Here is an 18,303-nt window from a genome sequence, read left to right on the forward strand (position 1 = left end):
TTCTCACAAGGGTGTGGGGTTGGGGATCACGCAGGGCGCCGGAGCACCATCGCCGCGTTCGAGCCCATGAGGCCGCGGCTGAGCACGAGGGCCGTGCGCAGTTCGGCGGGGCGGGCACGGCCCATGACCAGGTCGAGGTCGTGGCACACCTCGAACACGTTGGGCGTGGGTGGGATCAGGCCGTTCTCCATGGCGAGGACGGCGGCGGCCGTGTCGAGGACGGGCGCTCCGCAGTAGGCCCGTCCGATACCGGTCTTGGGTGCGGTCACCGGGACGCGCCGGCCGTGCGGGCCGAGCGCGTCCGACAGTGCCAGCGCCTCGGCCCGGTCGGCGGCGGGGACTCCGAGGGCGTCCGCGAAGACCACGTCGATCTCCTCGGGCGCGCAGCCGGCCTCCCGCAGTGCGCCCTCGATGGCGTGGGAGAGCCCTTCGCGGGACTCCTCCCAGCGCATCGCGGTGGTGAAGGTGGCTGCGTGCCCGGCGATTTCGGCCCGGACCCGGGCGCCGCGCTTGCGGGCCGCCCCTTCTTCCTCGACCACGAACATCGCGCCGCCCTCGGCGGGCACGAATCCGCAGGCGTCCGAGGTGAACGGGCGGTAGGCCCGCGCCGGGTCCTCGGCCGCGCTCAGGTCGCGGTAGCCGAGCTGGCAGACGACGGAGTAGGGCGCGAGCGGGGCCTCGGCCGCGCCGACCACCACCGCGTCGGTGCCGCGCCGGACGGACCGGTCGGCGTGCGCCAGGGCGTCGAGGCCGCCGGCCTCATCACTGGCCACCACCGCACACGGCCCCTTGAAGCCGCCGCGGATGGAGATCTGGCCGGTGCTGGCCGCGTAGAACCAGGCGATCGACTGGTAGGGGCCGACGTACTTGGAGCCCTGGCCCCACAGCCGTTGCAGTTCGCGCTGACCGAACTCGCCGCCGCCCGAACCGGCGGCGGTCACCACGCCCACGCTGTACGGCGCGTCCTCGTAGTCGGCGCGGCCCAGCCGGGCGTCGTCCAGCGCCATGTCGGCCGCGGCCATCGCGAAGTGCGTGAACCGGTCGGTCTGCACGAGGTAGCGCTCCTCGATCAGCGAGACCGGGTCGAAGCCCCTGACCTCACCGGCCACGTGCAGCGGCAGCTCCTCGCACCCTTCACGGGTGACCCGGTCCAGGACGCTCATGCCTTCCTGCGTCCGCTTCCAGAAGGCTTCGGTGTTCGTGCCGTTGGGGGCGACGACGCCGATGCCGGTGACAACGGTTCGCCGGGCCTTGCGGGTGCTCATGGTGTCCTCCCACCGCTTCTGGTCAGGGCCACCGCGGACTGGAATCCGCCGAATCCGCTGCCGACCGACAGGACGCTGCGCAGTTTCAGCGGACGTGCGGTGCGGGGCACGTAGTCGAGATCGCACTCGGGGTCCGGGGACTCGTAGTTCGCCGTCGGCGGCACCGTCTGGTGGACCAGGGCGAGTACGCAGGCTGCGATCTCTATCGCACCGATGGCCCCGAGCGAGTGGCCCACCATCGACTTGATGGAGCTCATCGGCACGTCATGGGCGTGTGCGCCGAGCGCCCGCTTCACGGCGGCGGTCTCGTGCCGGTCGTTCTGCTTGGTGCCCGAGCCGTGCGCGTTGACGTAGTCGATGTCCGAGGCGGCGATCCCGGCGTGCCCGAGCGCCCGGTTGATGGCCTCGGCCATCTCCAGGCCCTCCGGGGTCAGCCCGGTCATGTGGTAGGCGTTGCCGAAGGTCGCGTAGCCCGCGATCTCGCAGTACACCGTCGCGCCGCGGGCGCGGGCATGCTCCAGTTCCTCCAGGACGAGTACGGCTCCGCCCTCACCCATCACGAAGCCGTCGCGGCGGGAGTCGAAGGGCCGGGAGGCGTGTTCCGGGTCCTCGTTGTTGGCCGAGGTCGCCTTGATCGCGTCGAAGCACGCCACCGTGATGGGGGTGATCGGCGAGTCCGAGGCCCCGGCGATGCACACGTCGACGCGGCCGTCCTCGATGGAGTGGAAGGCGTAGCCGATCGCGTCGAGGCCGGAGGTGCAGCCGGTGGAGACGGTCTGCACCGGTCCGTGCGCACCGACCTGTTCGGCCACGGCCGCGGCCAGCGAACTGGGTGAGAAGGCACGTTCCAGATGGGGTCCGGCCGGGCGGTGGTCGACGTCCCAGCGTGCTCCGCTGCCGCTGACGGCGACGTAGTCGTGCTCCAGCCGGGTGGTTCCGCCGACCGCGGTGCCGAGCGAGACGCCCATGCGCCACGGATCGGTCCGCTCCACGTCGAGGCCCGCGTCGGCGAGTGCCTCGCGGGCGGCCACCATCGCGAACTGCACGTAGCGGTCCGCGCGGGCGACCTCCTCCTCGTCGAGTCCGTACGCCGCCGGGTCGAAGTCGCACTCGGCGGCGATCCGGGACCGGAAGCCGGCCGGGTCGAAGAGGGTGATACCCCGGGTCGCGGTGCGGCCGTTGGAGAGGAGGTCCCAGAAGGCAGGGGTGCCGATGCCGCCCGGGGCGACGACGCCGACACCGGTGACGGCCACGCGCCGGGTCATGAGGCGGCCTCGGTTCGTTCTGGCGGCGCGCCCCGCTCGGCCGACTCGGTGACCTCGGTGTCGACGTGTCCGAGTTCCGGGCGCGGGGCGAGCGGTCCGAGATGGAAGACCATGCGCGCCTCGGTGTCGCCCACGTTGCGGAAGCGGTGCCGGACGTGCGGGGGGATCAGCAGTCCCTGGTCGGGCCGCATCGCATGCGGTTCGCCGTCCAGGTCGACCTCCAGGAGCCCGTTCACCACGTAGACGAACTCCTCGGAGTACGGGTGGTAGTGCTCGCCGATGCGGTCGCCGGGCTGAACGATGGCCAGTCCCATGAAGCCGCTGGTGGCGCCCACGGCCGTTGGGGTGAGCAGTGCGCGCAGGTCACCTCCGCGCCTGCGGTTGGGCTGGGTCTCGCTGAGGTCCACGATGCGTGGCCGGTGCATGGTCATGACTGCTTTCCTCCTGGCGCATTGCGCGTTGTAACGACGGGTTGAGCGAGAACCCCCCAGGGTGCTGCTGCGCGGCTCAGGACTCCGCGGCCCGCCGGTCTGTGATGAGCCGCATCTCGGACCGGGCGAGGAAGCGGGCGGCGTCCTGGTCGGTGGTCGGCACGGCGTTCGCGTCACCGTCGAGGAGACGGGCGAGCCGGGCCGCCTTGCCGGGCCCGTGGATCCCGAGCGCCTGGGCGGGCTGTGCGTCGAGCGGGCCGCTCACCTCGAGGAGGCGGACCACGACGTCGTCGCGCTGGAAGATCGTGCTGCTCTCGATGGGGCTGCCGGTGTTGTCGGCCTCCTCCTCGTCGTGCTCGGCCAGGAGGCGGGCCAGCGCCATTCCGCAGCCCTCCTTGGCCTGGTAGAACAGCGCGTGGCGCTTGTGCTCCCCGGCTGCGTGGCGGCCCGTCGTCACGTGGTGGACGGTGGGCAGGGCCGCCCGGGTGAAGAACATCCGGGCGGAGTCGGGATCGGCCAGGTCGCGGTCCTGCTCCAGGTAGGGGTTGATCGCTTCCTCGACGGCCCGGACCTCGGGCTGCCGGGAGACGTGGCGCAGGGCCGCGAGGAGGTCGCCCTCGACCTCGACCGCGCGCACCACGCGGTTGCCGTGCATGAAGAGCGAGGTGCGGCGCAGTCGGGTGTGCTCGTCGACCCGGGCCTGCGGGGAGTCGTAGTCGGCGAGGATCTTCGCGACGATCTCCTCGGTGCCCGGCTTGACGGTGAAGGTCAGCGCGTGGCGCACCACCCCGTCCCCGAGGCGGGGCGCGGCCTGGAGACCGCCCTTGACGGGCTCGAAGCTCTCCTCGAAGGCTGCGCCGGTCTCGCGCAGGACGCTGAAGCGCAGGGAGCGGGTGTCGCGCACGCAGCTGTGCAGGGGCTGGACCGTGGCGACGTGGTCCTCGCTGTTGACCCAGGCGAGGAAGGGCGGCGCGCTCTCCCACTCGCTGGTGATGAGCCACTGGGACGGGTTCTCGATGGACTGGCACAGCTGGTCGCTGATGTGGCCGGGGATCGAGGCGACCTGGTTGCGCATGTGCTCGTACGCCTCCAGGAACTGCTTCTGGGCGCCGTCGTGCAGGTCAAGGAGCAGGATGACCCGCAGCCTTGATCCGTCGAAGGCGGACTGGGAGGTCCGTTCCGAGAGGGTGGTGGTCATATTGCGAACTCCTTCGAGACGAGGGGAGAACCGGCCGGGCCGGTGGGGAACCGTCGAGTGGGGTCGGAGCGGGGAATCTCCCGGCGGATGCGCACAGTCCGCCCGGACCGTGGGCGACGTCTCCGTGACCGATCGTGAAACGCTGGTCCGCCTGACGCGAGATTTATGAACCGTTCAGGTGAGCGGGCGCCCGAAGCGCTCCGACGAGGCTCCGACAAGGGCATGGACACTGCATCTGTACGGCGTCCGAGCTGGAGCAACTCATGAACGAGAACGTCGACGTCCAAGTACCGGTCCTCATCGTGGGCGGCTCCCTGGTGGGCCTGTCCGCGTCCCTCTTCCTCGGTCGGCTCGGCGTCGAGCACCTGCTGGTCGAGAAGCACGCCGCAACCTCGACACATCCGCGCGGCCGTGGCAACAACGTCCGCACGATGGAGATCTTCCGCCGGGCCGGGGTGGAGCCGCAGATCCGTGCGGCGGCTTCGGTCCTGGCGGAGAACCACGGCATTCTGCAAGCCGGTTCACTGACCGGCGACGACCAGGAGTGGCTGTTCAAGGAAATTGACCCGGGTGGCGCACTCGCCCGCTTCAGCCCGAGCGGCTGGTGCCTGTGCAGTCAGAACGACCTGGAGCCGGTTCTCCTGGACCGGGCCCGGGAGCAGGGCGGCGACCTGAGGTTCTCCACCGAACTGATGTCGTTCGACCCGGACGGCTCAGGTGTCACCGCGGCCCTGAAGAACCGGCAGACGGGTGAGCACACCACGGTGCGGGCGGACTATCTGATCGCCGCCGACGGTCCGCGCAGCCCGGTCCGCGAGCAGCTGCGCATCGGCCGTTCGGGTGCGGGTGACCTCTTCCACAACGTGAGCATCACCTTCCGCTCCCGCGGGCTGGCCGAGGTGCTGGGCGACCGGCGCTTCATCGTGTGCTACCTGACCAATCCGGAGGCGGACGGCGCTCTGCTGCCGGTGGACAACGAGCGGGAGTGGGTGTTCCACGCGCCGTGGCAGCCGGGCCGGGGCGAGACCCTGGAGGACTTCACCGACGAACGGTGCGCGGCGCACATCCGCAAGGCCGTCGGGGCGCCCGACATCGACGTCGAGATCACCGGAAAGGCGCCGTGGCATGCGGCCGAGCGGGTGGCCGACCGCTACGCCCGGGGCCGGGTGTTCCTCGCCGGCGACTCGGCGCACGAGATGTCGCCCACGGGGGCGTTCGGATCCAACACCGGCATCCAGGACGCGCACAACCTGGCGTGGAAGCTCGCGGCAGTGCTGCGCGGTGAGGCGGGTCCGGGCCTGCTGGACACGTACGAGGCGGAGCGGCGGCCGGTGGCGCGGGCGACGAGCGAGCGGGCCTCGGCGCGTTCCGGAGAGCACAGCCACCCGGGGTACGCGGCGCCGCCGACCGTGGGTGGCGGGAAGCGCGGCGGGATGCTGAACGTGGCGCTGGGCTACCGCTATGTGGACGGCGCCGTGCTGGGTATCGGCCCGGACCGGCCCGTGGTACCCGAGGGTGTGCAGCTGACGGGTGAACCGGGCAGCAGGGCACCGCACTTGTGGGTGCGCCGGGCCGGTGAGCGGATCTCCACGCTGGATCTGTACGAGCGGTCGTTCGTGCTGCTGACCGACGCGGCGGACGTGGCGTGGCGGCAGGCGGCAGCGCGGGTCGGTGACCGGCTGGGGGCGCGGCTCGACGCCTTCGGGATCGGCACCGGCCCGGGCGGAGATCTGGAGCCGGAGGCCGGTGCCGACTGGGCCGAGGCACACGGGACGAGCGCCGATGGTGCGGTGCTGGTGCGTCCCGACGGGTTCGTCGCCTGGCGTGCGGAGTCGGGCGTCGAGGACGCCGAGGCGGCACTGTACGAGGTCATGGTGGCGCTGCTGCGCCGGGACTGATGCCGCGCCCGTGTACCGGGTCAGCCCACGCCGAACGACCGGAGGGCCGCGAGGAACTCCTCCGGCCGTTCGGTGTGCACGAGGTGGCCGGCGTCGATGGTGACGAGCCTGGCGCCGGGTATCCGCCGTGCCATCCGGGCGAGGTCCTCCTGGGCGATCTGACTCCTGGGCCCGCCGCCGATGACGAGCGTGGGCGCGGTGATCTCGCCGAGGCGTTCGCGGCCCTCCGGGTCGGGTTCGTTGAGCTGTGCGTTGGTGGACGGCACGACGGGCCAGTCGAAGTCCAGCTCCCCGCCGGGGTGTTCGACGGGTGCGCGGGGCGGGTCGAGCGGGAACGGCGGCGGCGCCTCCTCGATGACGAGGCGGCCGATGAGTCCGGGCTGCCGCTCGGCGAGCAGATAGGCCGCGGCGCCGCCCATGGAGTGCCCGACGACCGTGGCACCGGAAAGGTTGCGGGCCTCCAGGAAGGCGTGCAGGTCGTCGCGGAACAGCTCGAAGGAGTAGCGGCCGGTCCAGTCGCTGAGCCCGTGGCCGCGGAAGTCGAAGGCGTACACCCGGTGCCGGGCGGCGAGGCGTTCGGCGACGGTGGTCCAGGTGGTGCTGTCGCCGCAGCGTCCGTGGGTGAGGACGACGGGCGGCGCGGACGGGTCCCCCCACACCCGGTAGGCGAGCCGGATCCCGCCGGCCTGGACACTGTGCACGTCGGGGTCCAGGAACGCGGTGACGGTACGGACGAACGCCCCCGGGTCGTCCAGCCAGGGGAAGTGCCCGGCACCGCGCTGCACGGCGAATTCCGACTCCGGGAAGAGCGCTGCCAGTTCGGCAGAGCGGTCGGGCGTGGTCAGGCCGTCGTACTCACCGGCCAGGACGAGCACCGGGGCCGGGCACTCACGCAGGGCCGCGACCGTCGCGGGCGGATCGAATGCTCCCGGCCCGTAATAGCCCCGTGCCGCGTCGGCGTTGATCTGCACCGCGGAGAGGGCGGCATGCGCCTGCGCGGCCGCGTCCCAGCGTCCGTAGAGGAACGGCCGTGCGGCGGCGCGCAGTTCGTCCGTGAGACGTCCCGCCCAGATCTCCTCCAGAGCCGGTAGCGCCTTCGCGTACCAGGGTTCCGAGCTGCGCAGGGCGGCGGCCTCCCGGGCCTCGCGTTCGACGAAGGCGAATCCGGTGGCTTGCATGCCGGGGGCGACAAGGACAAGGCTGCGCAGGGCCCACGGGTGGCGCGCGGCGTAGAGCGCGGCCAGGTTCCCGGCCGCCGAGTGGGCGAGCAGATCGATGCGTTCGAGGCCGAGGTGGCGGCGCAGCGCCTCGACGTCCTCGACAAGTCGGTCGCAGCGGTAGGTGGAGACGTCGTCCGGTACGGCGGAGTCCCCCGTCCCGCGCAGATCGAGGACGACCAGTTGCCGTACGGCAGAGAGTCCGCCGAGGTCTCCGAGGTAGGCACCGGCTCTCATCGCGCCGCCCGGGAGGCAGATCAGCGGCGCACCCTCCCCCATGACGTGATAGGCGAGCTCGGTCCCGTCGTACGTATGGAAAGTCGGCATGGACCCATCCAAACAGGGCCGACCAGGTGATGCAGCTGTGTTCGGTACGGGCGTATCCACGATGCGGGACGGTGCCCGGCGGGTGCGGTGCGTCGAGTGGAGTGGACATGACGGCCTTCGAGCCGGGGCGGCCGTACGGCACGAGGCGGCTGGGGCGTGGCGAGCGGTGCTCCCGGCGGCGGCGCGCACGACATGCGTCGCCCCTCTTGCCACCTGGTGGAAGATCCTGAATTACTGCTCCCGGAAGGAACGACCGAATGATCGGTCGCCTGCACGGTGCGCATGGGAAGAAGGAGATCCGCATGACGGCTCTGCTGGACGCAGCGGAACGGATGGGCCGCGAGGAGCTGGAGGCGCTGCAGCTGGAGCGGCTGCGGGCCACCCTGCACCATGCGTACGAGCGGGTCGGCCACTACCGGAAGGCGTTCGACCGGGCGGGGCTGCGTCCGGACGACTGCCGTTCCCTCGCCGACCTGGCCCGGTTCCCGTTCACCACCAAGGCCGATCTGCGCGACAACTATCCGTTCGGGATGTTCGCGGTACCCGAGGAGCAGGTGCGGCGGATTCACGCCTCCAGTGGGACGACCGGCCGCCCGACAGTCGTCGGCTACACCGAGAAGGATCTGGACACCTGGGCGGACGTGGTGGCCCGCTCGATCAGGGCGGCCGGCGGACGCCCCGGGCAGAAGGTCCATGTCGCGTACGGGTATGGGCTGTTCACCGGCGGGCTGGGCGCCCACTACGGGGCGGAACGGCTCGGTTGCACCGTCATCCCGGCCTCGGGTGGCATGACGGCCCGGCAGGTCCAGCTGATCCAGGACTTCCGGCCCGAGGTCATCATGGTGACGCCGTCGTACATGCTGACGCTGCTCGACGAGTTCGAGCGGCAGGGCGTCGATCCGCGGACGACGTCGCTGAAGGTGGGCATCTTCGGGGCCGAGCCGTGGACGGAGGAGATGCGCCGCGAGATCGAGGAGCGGTTCGCGATCGACGCGGTCGACATCTACGGGCTGTCCGAGGTGATGGGCCCGGGCGTCGCGCAGGAGTGCGTGGAGACCAAGGACGGGCTGCACATCTGGGAGGACCACTTCTATCCCGAGGTGGTCGACCCGTTCACCGGTGAGGTGCTGCCGGAGGGGGCGGAGGGTGAGCTGGTGTTCACCTCGCTCACCAAGGAGGCCATGCCGGTGATCCGTTACCGGACCCGGGATCTGACCCGGCTGCTGCCGGGCACGGCCCGCGTCTTCCGGCGTATGGAGAAGGTCACCGGGCGCAGCGACGATCTGGTGATCCTGCGCGGGGTGAACCTCTTCCCGACCCAGATCGAGGAGATCGTGCTCCGTACGGCGGGGGTGTCGCCGCACTTCCAGCTCCGGCTGACCCGCGAGGGCCGGCTGGACGTACTGACGGTGCGTGCGGAGGCACGGGCCGGGGCGACTCCGGAGCAGCGGGCGGCGGCGGCCGCGTCGGTCGCGGCAGCCGTCAAGGACGGGATCGGGGTCTCGGTCGGGGTGGAGATCCTCGATCCGGAGACGCTGGAGAGGTCGGTCGGGAAGTTCCGACGGATCGTGGACGAGCGTGAACGGCACGGGAGTTGACCGTCGGCCGACGGCTGGCGGCATCAACTGGCTCTGAGGTCACCTGGGTTGCTGTGCCAAAATGCGTCGGGGTGGCCATGGGGCGCAGAAGGGATGTGTCCGGCCGCGTGCCACCCCGTTCTGATTGTTCTCCCGTACCGAAGACTTGGAGTTCGCCATGACGCCAGGCCCGGCCGAGGCTCGGATCGACACCAGCAGGCCGCACCCGGCGCGCGTCTACGACTACCTCCTGGGCGGCAAGGACCACTACCCCGTCGACCAGGCGCTCGGCGAGCAGATGCCGCCCGAGGCGAAGGACGCCGTCGCGCAGAACCGGGCCTTCATGCACCGGGCGGCCGGCTGGGCCGCGCGTACGGGCATCGACCAGTTCCTCGACATCGGGACGGGCATTCCGACCCAGCCGAACCTCCATCAGGTCGTCCAGGAGATCAACCCGGCGGCCCGGGTGGTCTACACGGACAACGACCCGATCGTGCTGCGGCACGCCGAGGCGCTGCTCGTCAGCACACCGGAAGGCACCACCGACTACCTCGAAGCGGATGTGCGCGAGCCGGGGAAGATCCTCGGCCACGCCAGGACCGTGCTCGACTTCGACCGGCCCGTCGTGCTGTCCCTGATCGCCCTCATGCACTTCGTTCCCGACGAGGACGATCCCTACGGCATCACCCGCACCCTCCTCGACGCGCTGCCCTCCGGCAGCTGCCTGGTGCTTTCGCACTTCACCAAGGACTTCCTCTCCGCCGAGCAGGACAAGACCGACGAGTACCGGTCGAGCGGCATCGCCCTGCGGCCCCGGACACGGTCGGAGGTCGCACGGTTCTTCGACGGGCTCGACCTGGTTGATCCGGGCCTCGTCACGGCCCCTCGCTGGCACCAGGGCGCGGCTGTCCCGGGGAGCAGGGGTGCCACCGACAGCTTCCACGCCGGGGTCGCCCGCGTCCGCCGGTAACGATCCTCCGTGCGACGGGGAGTGGAGCGCGCTCCCTGTCGCGTGGGAGGTCGTGGGGCACCGGCGAACTCAGGCGAAGCGGTCGCGGAGCTCCCTCTTGAGGATCTTTCCGCTGGCGTTGCGGGGAAGCCCGTCCACGAACACGACCTTCTTCGGGGCCTTGAAGTGGGCGAGCTTCTCGCGGGCGTGGCCCATCAGTTCGGCCTCGGTCGCCACCCCGCGCAGGACAACCACCGCGGTGACGGCCTCGATCCAGCGGTCGTCGGGCAGCCCGATGACCGCCACTTCGGCGACGGCGGGGTGGGTGTACAGGGCATCCTCGACCTGGCGGGAGGCGACGAGGACACCGCCCGAATTGATGACGTCCTTCACCCGGTCGACGACCGTGAAGTATCCATCCGGGTCGCGTACAGCGAGATCTCCGGAGTGGAACCAGCCGTCACGGAACGCCTCGGCGCTCTCCTGCGGCTTCTCCCAGTAGCCGCTGCACAGCTGGGGCGAGCGGTAGACCACCTCGCCGGCCGTGCCGTCGGGGACGTCCTTGCCGTTCTCGTCGACGATCTTGGCCTCGACGAAGAGGACGGGCCGGCCGCAGGAGTCCATCCGGCCCTCGTGCTCGTCGGGTCCCAGGACGGTGGCGAGCGGGCCGATCTCGCTCTGGCCGAAGCAGTTGTAGAAGGCGAGTCCGGGCAGGCGTGCGCGCAGACGCTCCAGCACCGGGACGGGCATGATCGACGCCCCGTAGTACGCCTTGCGCAGGCCGCCGAGGTCGCGGACCGCGAAGTCCGGATGGTTGGCGAGGCCGATCCAGACGGTGGGCGGGGCGAAGAGGCTGTCGGCCTGCCCCGACTCGACGAGGTCGAAGATCCGGGCCGCGTCCGGGGCGTCGAGAATCGTGCTCTCGGCGCCGACCGCGAGGTAGGGCAGCAGGAAGACGTGCATCTGCGCGGAGTGGTAGAGCGGCAGGGCGTGCACGGGGCGGTCGGTGGCGCGCAGATCGAGGGCTGTGACGGCGCTGACGTACTCGTGGACGAGGGCGCCGTGCGTCATCATCGCGCCCTTGGGCAGGGCGGTGGTGCCGGAGGTGTACAGCAGCTGGACGAGGTCGTCCGCGGCCGGTTCGTGCGCGGACGCGAAGGGGCGCGGGGAGTCGAGTTCGGCCAGGAGGGAGCCGGCGGCGTCACGGAGCGGCCGTACGGCGTATCCCTGCGGGACGCGGCCGGCAAGGTCCGGGTCGGCGAGGACGAGGGAGCTGCCGGACTGGCGCAGGATGTACGCGAGGTCCTCGCCCGTGAGGTTCTGGTTGACCGGCACATGGACCAGCCCCGCGCGGGCGCAGGCGAGATAGGCGATCAGGTACGCGTCGGAGTTGTGGGCGTAGGAGGCGACCCGGTCCCCCGGGTGCAGTCCGTGGCCGTCCATGAGGACGGCGGCCGCAGTGCTGACCGCCTCGTCGAGCCCGCGGTAGGTCCAGGCCCGGTCGGCGTACCGCAGGGCGGTGCGCTCGGGGGTGCGCCGTGCGCTGCGGGTCACGACGCCGTCGACTGTGCTGCTGCGTACACCGGTCATGGCGTGATCCTGTGCGGCCGGGGCCCCACGGTCAAGGGTCCGGATACCGGCCGGGATGTTGACAGACGTACAGGAGTGCTGGCTGAGTTGCCCATGACATCTCGAACTCCTGAGTAACCGTCTTTCGCACCCGCAGAGTTGGGAGGACCGTTGCCCCTCCGGAACCGTCTGAGGATTCTCGCCGTATCCGGTCTTGCGCTGTTCACCGTGTCGGCGTCACTGCCGCCGGCCTCGGCGCTCACCACCCGCACCCACCATCCGTCGGGCGGCGGGCTCTCCGCCGTGATCCGCTACACCGAGTACGGCATTCCGCACATCGTGGCGAAGGACTACGCGAACCTGGGCTTCGGCAACGGCTGGGCGCAGGCCGCCGACCAGGTGTGCACGCTCGCCGACGGCTTCGTCACGCTGCGCGGGGAGCGGTCCCGGTACTTCGGTCCGGAGGCGGCGCCGGACGGTTCACTGTCCTCGGCGGCGAAGAACCTCTCCAGCGACCTGTACTTCCGAGGGATTCGCGACAGCCACACCGTGGAGAAGCTGCTGAAGGTGCCGGCCCCGGCCGGACCCGGTCGCGCGGTGAAGGAGCTGCAGCGCGGCTGGGCGGCGGGCTACAACGCCTGGCTGAAGCAGAACCGGATCACCGACCCGGCCTGCCGGGGCGCCGGCTGGGTACGCCCGGTGACCACGCTCGATGTCGTGGAGCGCGCCTTCGCCCTCTCCGTACTCGGCGGTCAGGGGCGCGGCATCGACGGCATCACGGCCGCGCAGCCACCCGCCGCCGCACCGGCACCCGCGCCCCCGGCACCCTCACCGTCCCCCGACGAAGCGGCGGAGGCGGCGGCACGGCTGCTGTCTACGCAGAACGCGGACATGGGGTCCAACGCCGTGGCGTTCCGCGGCAGTACGACCGCGGGCGGCCGCGGGCTGCTGCTCGGCAACCCGCACTATCCCTGGCAGGGCGGGCGCCGGTTCTGGCAGTCCCAGCAGACGATCCCCGGTGAGCTGAACGTGGCGGGCGGTTCGCTGCTGGGCTCGGCGACCATGTCGATCGGGCACAACGCCAATGTCGCGTGGAGCCACACGGTGGCCACGGGCGTCACCCTCGATCTGCATCAGCTGACCCTCGATCCGGCCGATCCGACCGTCTATCTGGTGGACGGAAGTCCGCATCGCATGACGAAGCGCACGGTCTCCGTCGCGGTCGAGGGCGGCGGGAACGTGACGCGCACCCAGTGGTGGACCCGCTACGGACCGGTCGTCACCTCGCTCGGTGCGGGGCTGCCACTGCCGTGGACGCGGACGACCGCGTACGCGCTGGGCGATCCCAACGCCGTGAACCTGCGCTCGGGCGACACCGCACTCGGCTTCAGCAAGGCGCGCAGTACGGCCGGGATCAAGGAGTCGCTGCGCCGTACGCAGGGTCTGCCGTGGGTCAACACGATCGCCGCGGACTCCTCCGGGCACACGCTGTTCTCGCAGTCGCAGGTGCTGCCGAGGATCACGGACGAGCTCGCGCAGCGGTGCTCGACGCCGCTGGGCAAGGCCACGTACCCCACGTCCGGACTCGCAGTACTGGACGGCTCGCGGAGCGACTGCGCACCGGGGTCGGACCCGGACGCGGTTCAGCCCGGGATCTTCGGCCCGGGCCGGATGCCGACCGTGGAGAACGCACCGTACGTCGAGAACTCCAACGACAGCGCCTGGCTGACGAACGCCGATGCTCCGCTGACCGGCTACGAACGCGTCTTCGGGACGGTCGCCACACCGCGCTCCATGCGGACCCGGGGCGCCGTCGAGGACGTGTCCGCGATGGCGGACGGCGGCGGGCTGACCGTCGCCGATCTGCAGCGTCAGCAGTTCGCGAACCGGGCGCCGGCCGGTGACCTGGCCGCAACCGACCTGGCACGTGCCTGCGCGGCGCTGCCCGGTGGCACGACGCCCGGGAGCACCGGCACACCGGTCGACGTTTCGGCGGCCTGCCCGGTGCTGCGCGGCTGGGACCGGAAAGTCGACACGGGAAGCCGGGGCGCGCTGCTCTTCGACCGGTTCTGGCGCAGGGCGGTGGCAGTGCCGGCGGCCGAGCTGTGGAAGGTGCCGTTCTCCCCCGCCGACCCGGTGGGTACGCCGAACACGCTCAACACCTCGGCGCCGCGCGTCCTCGCGGCCCTCGCCGACGCGGTCGCCGAGCTGAGGGGCCGGGGCATCGCGCTGGACGCGCCGCTGGGCGAGCACCAGTCGGTGCTGCGGGGCGAGCGGCGCATCCCGATCGGCGGCGGTACGGAGTCCCTGGGCATCTGGAACAAGACCGAGGGCGTGTGGGACGCGGCAGCGGGCGGGTACACGGACGTCTCGACCGGCTCCAGCTACATCCAGGCGGTCGGCTGGGACGGCGGTCCCTGTCCGGTGGCGCGCACCCTGCTCACGTACGCGCAGTCGTCGAATCCGGCGTCGCCGCACTACAGCGATCAGACCGAGCTGTACTCGGGCGAGCGCTGGGTGACCTCACGGTTCTGCGAGAAGGACATCGCGCGTTCGCCCGCACTGAAGGTGGTGCGGGTGCACGAGCGCCGGTAGAGCCCTCCGGCCCGCGATCGGCCCCTGCCCGTATACCGGTCAGGGGCTGATCGCGAGGAAGACGAACGCGGCGAAGATCGACAGGTGCACGCCGCCCTGGAGCAGGGTGGCGCGCCCCGGTACGACGGTGAGCGCGCCGACCACCACGGTCAGCGCGAGCAGCACCATATGGGTGGCGCTCAGCCCCAGGTGGAGCGGTCCGGACAGCCAGATCGAGGCAAGGGCGATGGCCGGGATCGTCAGGCCGATGCTGGCCATCGCCGATCCGAGCGCCAGGTTGAGGCTGGTCTGGATGCGTTCGCGGCGTGCCGCCCGTACGGCGGCCAGGGTCTCCGGCAGGAGCACCAGCAACGCGATGACGACACCGACGACGGCCTGCGGCATTCCGGCGGCCTCCACCCCGGACTCGATGGCCGGCGAGACGGCCTTCGCGTCGCCGACGACGGCGACCAGGGCCACGAGCAGCATGGTCAGGCTCAGCGCGGTGGCTCCCCTTCCGGGCAGCGGCGCCCGGCGCTCCTCCTGTTTGAGCTGTCCGTCCTGGGTGAGCGGGAGGAAGTACTCGCGGTGCCTGACGGTCTGCATGGCGACGAACAGGCCGTACAGGAACAGGGAGGCGACGGCGGCGAAGGCGAGCTGGGCGGAGGAGAACTCGGGGCCCTCCTTGCCGATGGTGAAGGTGGGCAGCACCAGGCTGAGCGTGGCGAGCGTCGCCACGGTCGCGAGGGCGGCGCCGGAGCCTTCCGCGTTGAAGACGACCACGCGGGTACGGACCGCTCCCACCAGCAGGGAGAGGCCGACGATGCCGTTACATGTGATCATCACCGCTGCGAACACGGTGTCCCGCGCCAGCGCGGACGTCTTGGGACCGCCGTCCACCATGAGGGTGACGATGAGCGCCACCTCGATCACGGTCACGGCGACGGCCAGGACGAGCGAGCCGAACGGCTCACCGACGCGGTGGGCGATCACCTCTGCATGGTGCACGGCGGCCAGGACGGCGCCTGCCAGGCAGAGGGCGACCACCGCGACGGCGAACGGCGGCAGCTCACGCCCCCAGCTGAACACCAGCGCGAGCGCGGCGACCAACGGCACGACCACGGTCCACCGGGCCGCCAGTGACCGGATCGTCGCGCTCGTGTTCATGGGCCACACGCTGCCAGAGCGGGCCGGTGCCCGCTCGCCGGGAGGGACGCCCGGAGCGGGTCTTCAGCTGTGTCCCTCCCAGTACGGTTCGCGCAACCGCCGTTTGTACAGCTTGCCGTTGGGGTCGCGGGGCATAGTCGTGATGAAGCCGAGAGTCTTGGGTCGCTTGTACCCGGCGAGCAGCCCGGCGCAGTGGCCGAGGATCTCCGCGGCGAGTTCGTCGCCCGCCGCATGCCCCTCGGCGGCTTCGACGACGGCTCTGACCTCCTCGCCCCAGTCGGCGTGCGGAATACCGAATACGGCGGCGTCGGCGACCGCGGGGTGGCTGAGCAGGGCGCTCTCGATCTCGGCGGGATAGATGTTCACCCCGCCGGAGATGATCATGTCGATCTTGCGGTCGCGGAGGAAGAGGTAACCGTCCTCGTCCAGGACGCCGAGGTCACCGACGGTGAAGAAGTCGCCGATGCGGTTCTTCTTCGTCTTGCCCTCGTCCTTGTGGTAGCTGAAGCCGCCGGTGCTCATCTTCATGTACACGGTGCCCAGCTCGCCCGGCCCGAGCCGGTTTCCGTCGTCGTCGAAGACCGCGAGTTCACTGATCGGCCAGGCCCGGCCCACCGTGCCCGGTTTCTTCAGCCAGTCGTCGGCGGTGGCGAAGGCGCCACCGCCCTCGCTGGCCGCGTAGTACTCCTCGACGCACCGGCCCCACCAGTCGATCATGGCTCGTTTGACGTGGTCGGGGCAGGGGGCGGCGCCGTGGATGGCGTGGCGCATCGCCGAGACGTCGTACCGCTGCCGGACCTCGTCGGGGAGGGCGAGGAGGCGGTGGAACTGGGTCGGGACCATGTGCGTGTGGGTGCAGCGGTGGGTGTCCATCGCCCGCAGCATCTCCTCGGGCGACCACTTGTCCATCAGGACGAGCGGATGGCCTATGTGCAGGGCGGCGCCCGCGAACTGCAGCACGGCGGTGTGGTAGAGCGGCGAGCAGACAAGGTGGACGTTGCCGTCGAACGGCTTGATGCCGAAGATGCCGAGGAAGCCGCCGAGGTAGCTCTCCTCGGGGAGCTTGCCGGGCAGCGGCCGGCGAATGCCGCGTGGGCGGCCGGTGGTGCCGGAGGTGTAGTTCATGACCCAGCCGAGCGTGCGGCCCTCCGGGGGCGATACCGGCCGGTTCTCCAGCAGTTCGGCGTACGGGCGGAAGCCGTCGACGGCACCGACCCCGTAGCGATGGCTCGGGGGCAGTTCCGCCTCGTCGGCGGCGGCGGTCGCGGCCTGGGTGAAGCGCTCGTGGGCGATGAGCACCTTGGCGCCGGAGTCGGAGACGATCCAGGCGATCTCGGGCCCGACCAAGTGGTGGTTGACGGGGACGAGGTAGAAGCCGGCCTGCGAGGCGGCGAGGTAGGCGGTGAGGAACTCGACGCCGTTGGGCAGGACGACGGCGAAGGCGTCGCCCTCTTCGAGTCCGGCCGCACGCAGTCCGTGGACCATGCGATTGGCCTCGGCGTGCAGCCGTCCCGCCGTCCACGTCTCGCCGTCGGGTGCGATCAGGACCGTACGGTCGGGGTCTGCGGTGGCCTGGGCCCAGAAGCCGTTGGGCGGCTGGTTCATGAGGCGCTCCGTCCGGCGATGCGGTTGATCCGGTCGACGGCCCGTTCGAAGCCACGGGTCAGGTCGTCGAAGACTGCCTGCACGCTGCGTTCGGTGTTCATCCGGCCGACGATCTGGCCGACGGGGGTGCCGAGCAGCGCGCCCGTCTCGTACTTCTGGATACGGGAGACGGCCTCGGCGACCAGGAGTCCCTGGAGGGGCATGGGCAGGGTGCCGGGTCCCGAGGGGTCGTCCCAGGCGTCGGTCCATTCGGTACGGAGCTGTCGCGCGGGTTTGCCGGTGAGGGCGCGGGAGCGGACGGTGTCGCCGGAGCCGGCGGCAAGGAGTTTGGCGGTCAGCGCCCGGGAGTGCATATCGGCTTCCTCGGTGGTGAGCCAGAGGGAACCGAGCCAGACGCCCTGGGCGCCCAGGGCGAGGCCGGCGGCGACCTGTTCGCCGCTGCCGATGCCGCCCGCGGCAAGGACGGGCAGCGGGCCGACGGCGTCGACGACGTCCGGGACCAGCACCATGGAGGCGATCTCCCCGGTGTGGCCGCCCGCCTCGTATCCCTGGGCGACGACGACGTCGATACCCGCGTCCGCGTGGTGCCGGGCGTGCCGGGCGCTTCCGGCGAGGGCGGCGACGAGGACGTCCCGGTCGTGGGCGCGGGCGATGACATCGGCGGGCGGTGAGCCCAGCGCGTTGGCGAGGAGCTTGATGGGGTAGCCGAAGGCCACGTCGAGCTGGTTGCGGGCGACTTCCTCCATCCAGCCCGTGATGCGCCAGCCCGATGCCTCACCCTCGGCGAGTTCGGGGACGCCGTGTTTGGCGAGGGTCTCCTGGACGAACTGCCGGTGACCGGGCGGGATCATCGCCTCCACATCGGCCTCGCTCACGCCCTCCACCTTCTTGGCGGGCATGACGACGTCGAGGCCGTAGGGCTTGCCGTCCGTGTGTTCCTGCATCCAGTCGAGGTCGCGTGCGAGGTCGTCGGGGGCGGTGTAGCGAACCGCGCCGAGTACGCCGAATCCACCGGCCCGGGTGATGGCCGCGGCCACCGCCGGGAACGGCGTGAAGCCGAAGATGGCGTGCTCGATCCCCAGTTTTTGACTCAGCTCCGTCTCCATGGGCGGCAGGATGCCGCAGTCAGACGGACGAGGGAAGAGATTTTCTGATGCAGTGTCAGATTCTTTGTGACTCCGGGGCCTACGGGACGGCGGAGGGTGACAGTACCCTCTGCTTCGGCAGGAAGTTTCACGCTCGGAACATATTTCGAAAGTTA

General features: G+C 71.0%; 13 protein-coding genes. 4 read left to right on the forward strand and 9 right to left on the reverse strand.

Annotation, left to right across the window (positions count from 1 at the left end):
• Positions 1-26 precede the first annotated feature (26 nt).
• The 4 genes from SH922_RS01825 to SH922_RS01840 all read right to left on the reverse strand — a co-directional run bounded on the left by SH922_RS01825 (position 27) and on the right by SH922_RS01840 (position 4,159).
• Complete coding sequence (locus SH922_RS01825) at positions 27-1,265, reverse strand: ketosynthase chain-length factor (protein ID WP_393053800.1); 1,239 nt, start codon at positions 1,263-1,265, stop codon at positions 27-29.
• The gene (locus SH922_RS01830) at positions 1,262-2,530 is read right to left on the reverse strand and encodes a beta-ketoacyl-[acyl-carrier-protein] synthase family protein (RefSeq protein WP_393053803.1); all 1,269 of its coding nucleotides are present in this window, start codon (positions 2,528-2,530) and stop codon (positions 1,262-1,264) included. The genes SH922_RS01825 and SH922_RS01830 overlap by 4 nt, the downstream gene beginning before the upstream one ends.
• The gene (locus SH922_RS01835) at positions 2,527-2,961 is read right to left on the reverse strand and encodes a cupin domain-containing protein (RefSeq protein WP_393053805.1); all 435 of its coding nucleotides are present in this window, start codon (positions 2,959-2,961) and stop codon (positions 2,527-2,529) included. The genes SH922_RS01830 and SH922_RS01835 overlap by 4 nt, the downstream gene beginning before the upstream one ends.
• A gap of 76 nt (positions 2,962-3,037) precedes the next feature.
• The gene (locus SH922_RS01840; RefSeq protein ID WP_393053808.1) at positions 3,038-4,159 is read right to left on the reverse strand and encodes a SchA/CurD-like domain-containing protein; all 1,122 of its coding nucleotides are present in this window, start codon (positions 4,157-4,159) and stop codon (positions 3,038-3,040) included.
• 263 nt (positions 4,160-4,422) lie between these two features.
• Here SH922_RS01840 and SH922_RS01845 point away from each other — a divergent pair, with 263 nt between their 5' ends.
• Positions 4,423-6,057, forward strand: a complete 1,635-nt coding sequence (locus tag SH922_RS01845) for an FAD-dependent oxidoreductase (protein ID WP_393053811.1) — start codon at positions 4,423-4,425, stop codon at positions 6,055-6,057.
• 20 nt (positions 6,058-6,077) lie between these two features.
• Here SH922_RS01845 and SH922_RS01850 read toward each other — a convergent pair whose 3' ends face one another.
• Positions 6,078-7,601, reverse strand: a complete 1,524-nt coding sequence (locus SH922_RS01850; RefSeq protein WP_393053813.1) for an alpha/beta fold hydrolase — start codon at positions 7,599-7,601, stop codon at positions 6,078-6,080.
• A gap of 302 nt (positions 7,602-7,903) precedes the next feature.
• On the opposite strand from SH922_RS01850, the gene paaK reads away from it, so the two are divergent.
• Complete coding sequence (gene paaK, locus SH922_RS01855) at positions 7,904-9,199, forward strand: phenylacetate--CoA ligase PaaK (protein ID WP_393053816.1); 1,296 nt, start codon at positions 7,904-7,906, stop codon at positions 9,197-9,199.
• Positions 9,200-9,356: 157 nt separating this feature from the next.
• Positions 9,357-10,148, forward strand: a complete 792-nt coding sequence (locus tag SH922_RS01860; protein ID WP_393053819.1) for an SAM-dependent methyltransferase — start codon at positions 9,357-9,359, stop codon at positions 10,146-10,148.
• 69 nt (positions 10,149-10,217) lie between these two features.
• Here SH922_RS01860 and SH922_RS01865 read toward each other — a convergent pair whose 3' ends face one another.
• Positions 10,218-11,717 carry an acyl-CoA synthetase gene (locus tag SH922_RS01865; protein WP_393053821.1) on the reverse strand — a complete coding sequence of 500 codons (1,500 nt, stop codon included), beginning with the start codon at positions 11,715-11,717 and terminating at the stop codon, positions 10,218-10,220.
• 150 nt (positions 11,718-11,867) lie between these two features.
• On the opposite strand from SH922_RS01865, the gene SH922_RS01870 reads away from it, so the two are divergent.
• Positions 11,868-14,291 (forward strand): penicillin acylase family protein, encoded by a 2,424-nt coding sequence (locus tag SH922_RS01870; protein ID WP_393053823.1) that lies wholly within the window; start codon positions 11,868-11,870, stop codon positions 14,289-14,291.
• Between the two features lie 39 nt (positions 14,292-14,330).
• On the opposite strand, the gene SH922_RS01875 is transcribed toward SH922_RS01870, so the two are convergent.
• The 3 genes from SH922_RS01875 to SH922_RS01885 all read right to left on the reverse strand — a co-directional run bounded on the left by SH922_RS01875 (position 14,331) and on the right by SH922_RS01885 (position 18,148).
• Positions 14,331-15,437, reverse strand: coding sequence for a calcium:proton antiporter (locus SH922_RS01875; RefSeq protein WP_393053826.1), 1,107 nt, complete (start codon positions 15,435-15,437; stop codon positions 14,331-14,333).
• Between the two features lie 63 nt (positions 15,438-15,500).
• A complete protein-coding gene (locus tag SH922_RS01880) occupies positions 15,501-17,042 on the reverse strand; it encodes an acyl-CoA synthetase (protein WP_393053828.1) in 1,542 nt (513 codons plus the stop codon).
• Positions 17,039-18,148, reverse strand: coding sequence for an NAD(P)H-dependent flavin oxidoreductase (locus SH922_RS01885; RefSeq protein WP_393053831.1), 1,110 nt, complete (start codon positions 18,146-18,148; stop codon positions 17,039-17,041). The genes SH922_RS01880 and SH922_RS01885 overlap by 4 nt, the downstream gene beginning before the upstream one ends.
• Positions 18,149-18,303 lie beyond the last annotated feature (155 nt).

Origin of the sequence: Streptomyces sp. LN549, assembly GCF_043203805.1 — a bacterium.
Classification (GTDB): domain Bacteria; phylum Actinomycetota; class Actinomycetes; order Streptomycetales; family Streptomycetaceae; genus Streptomyces.

Bases quoted from the DNA above. Each gene is read 5' to 3' on its own strand.
- SH922_RS01825 (WP_393053800.1), bottom strand. From the start codon at position 1,265: ATGAGCACCCGCAAGGCCCGGCGAACCGTTGTCACCGGCATCGGCGTC.
- SH922_RS01830 (WP_393053803.1), bottom strand. From the start codon at position 2,530: ATGACCCGGCGCGTGGCCGTCACCGGTGTCGGCGTCGTCGCCCCGGGC.
- SH922_RS01835 (WP_393053805.1), bottom strand. From the start codon at position 2,961: ATGACCATGCACCGGCCACGCATCGTGGACCTCAGCGAGACCCAGCCC.
- SH922_RS01840 (WP_393053808.1), bottom strand. From the start codon at position 4,159: ATGACCACCACCCTCTCGGAACGGACCTCCCAGTCCGCCTTCGACGGA.
- SH922_RS01845 (WP_393053811.1), top strand. From the start codon at position 4,423: ATGAACGAGAACGTCGACGTCCAAGTACCGGTCCTCATCGTGGGCGGC.
- SH922_RS01850 (WP_393053813.1), bottom strand. From the start codon at position 7,601: ATGCCGACTTTCCATACGTACGACGGGACCGAGCTCGCCTATCACGTC.
- paaK (WP_393053816.1), top strand. From the start codon at position 7,904: ATGACGGCTCTGCTGGACGCAGCGGAACGGATGGGCCGCGAGGAGCTG.
- SH922_RS01860 (WP_393053819.1), top strand. From the start codon at position 9,357: ATGACGCCAGGCCCGGCCGAGGCTCGGATCGACACCAGCAGGCCGCAC.
- SH922_RS01865 (WP_393053821.1), bottom strand. From the start codon at position 11,717: ATGACCGGTGTACGCAGCAGCACAGTCGACGGCGTCGTGACCCGCAGC.
- SH922_RS01875 (WP_393053826.1), bottom strand. From the start codon at position 15,437: ATGAACACGAGCGCGACGATCCGGTCACTGGCGGCCCGGTGGACCGTG.
- SH922_RS01880 (WP_393053828.1), bottom strand. From the start codon at position 17,042: ATGAACCAGCCGCCCAACGGCTTCTGGGCCCAGGCCACCGCAGACCCC.
- SH922_RS01885 (WP_393053831.1), bottom strand. From the start codon at position 18,148: ATGGAGACGGAGCTGAGTCAAAAACTGGGGATCGAGCACGCCATCTTC.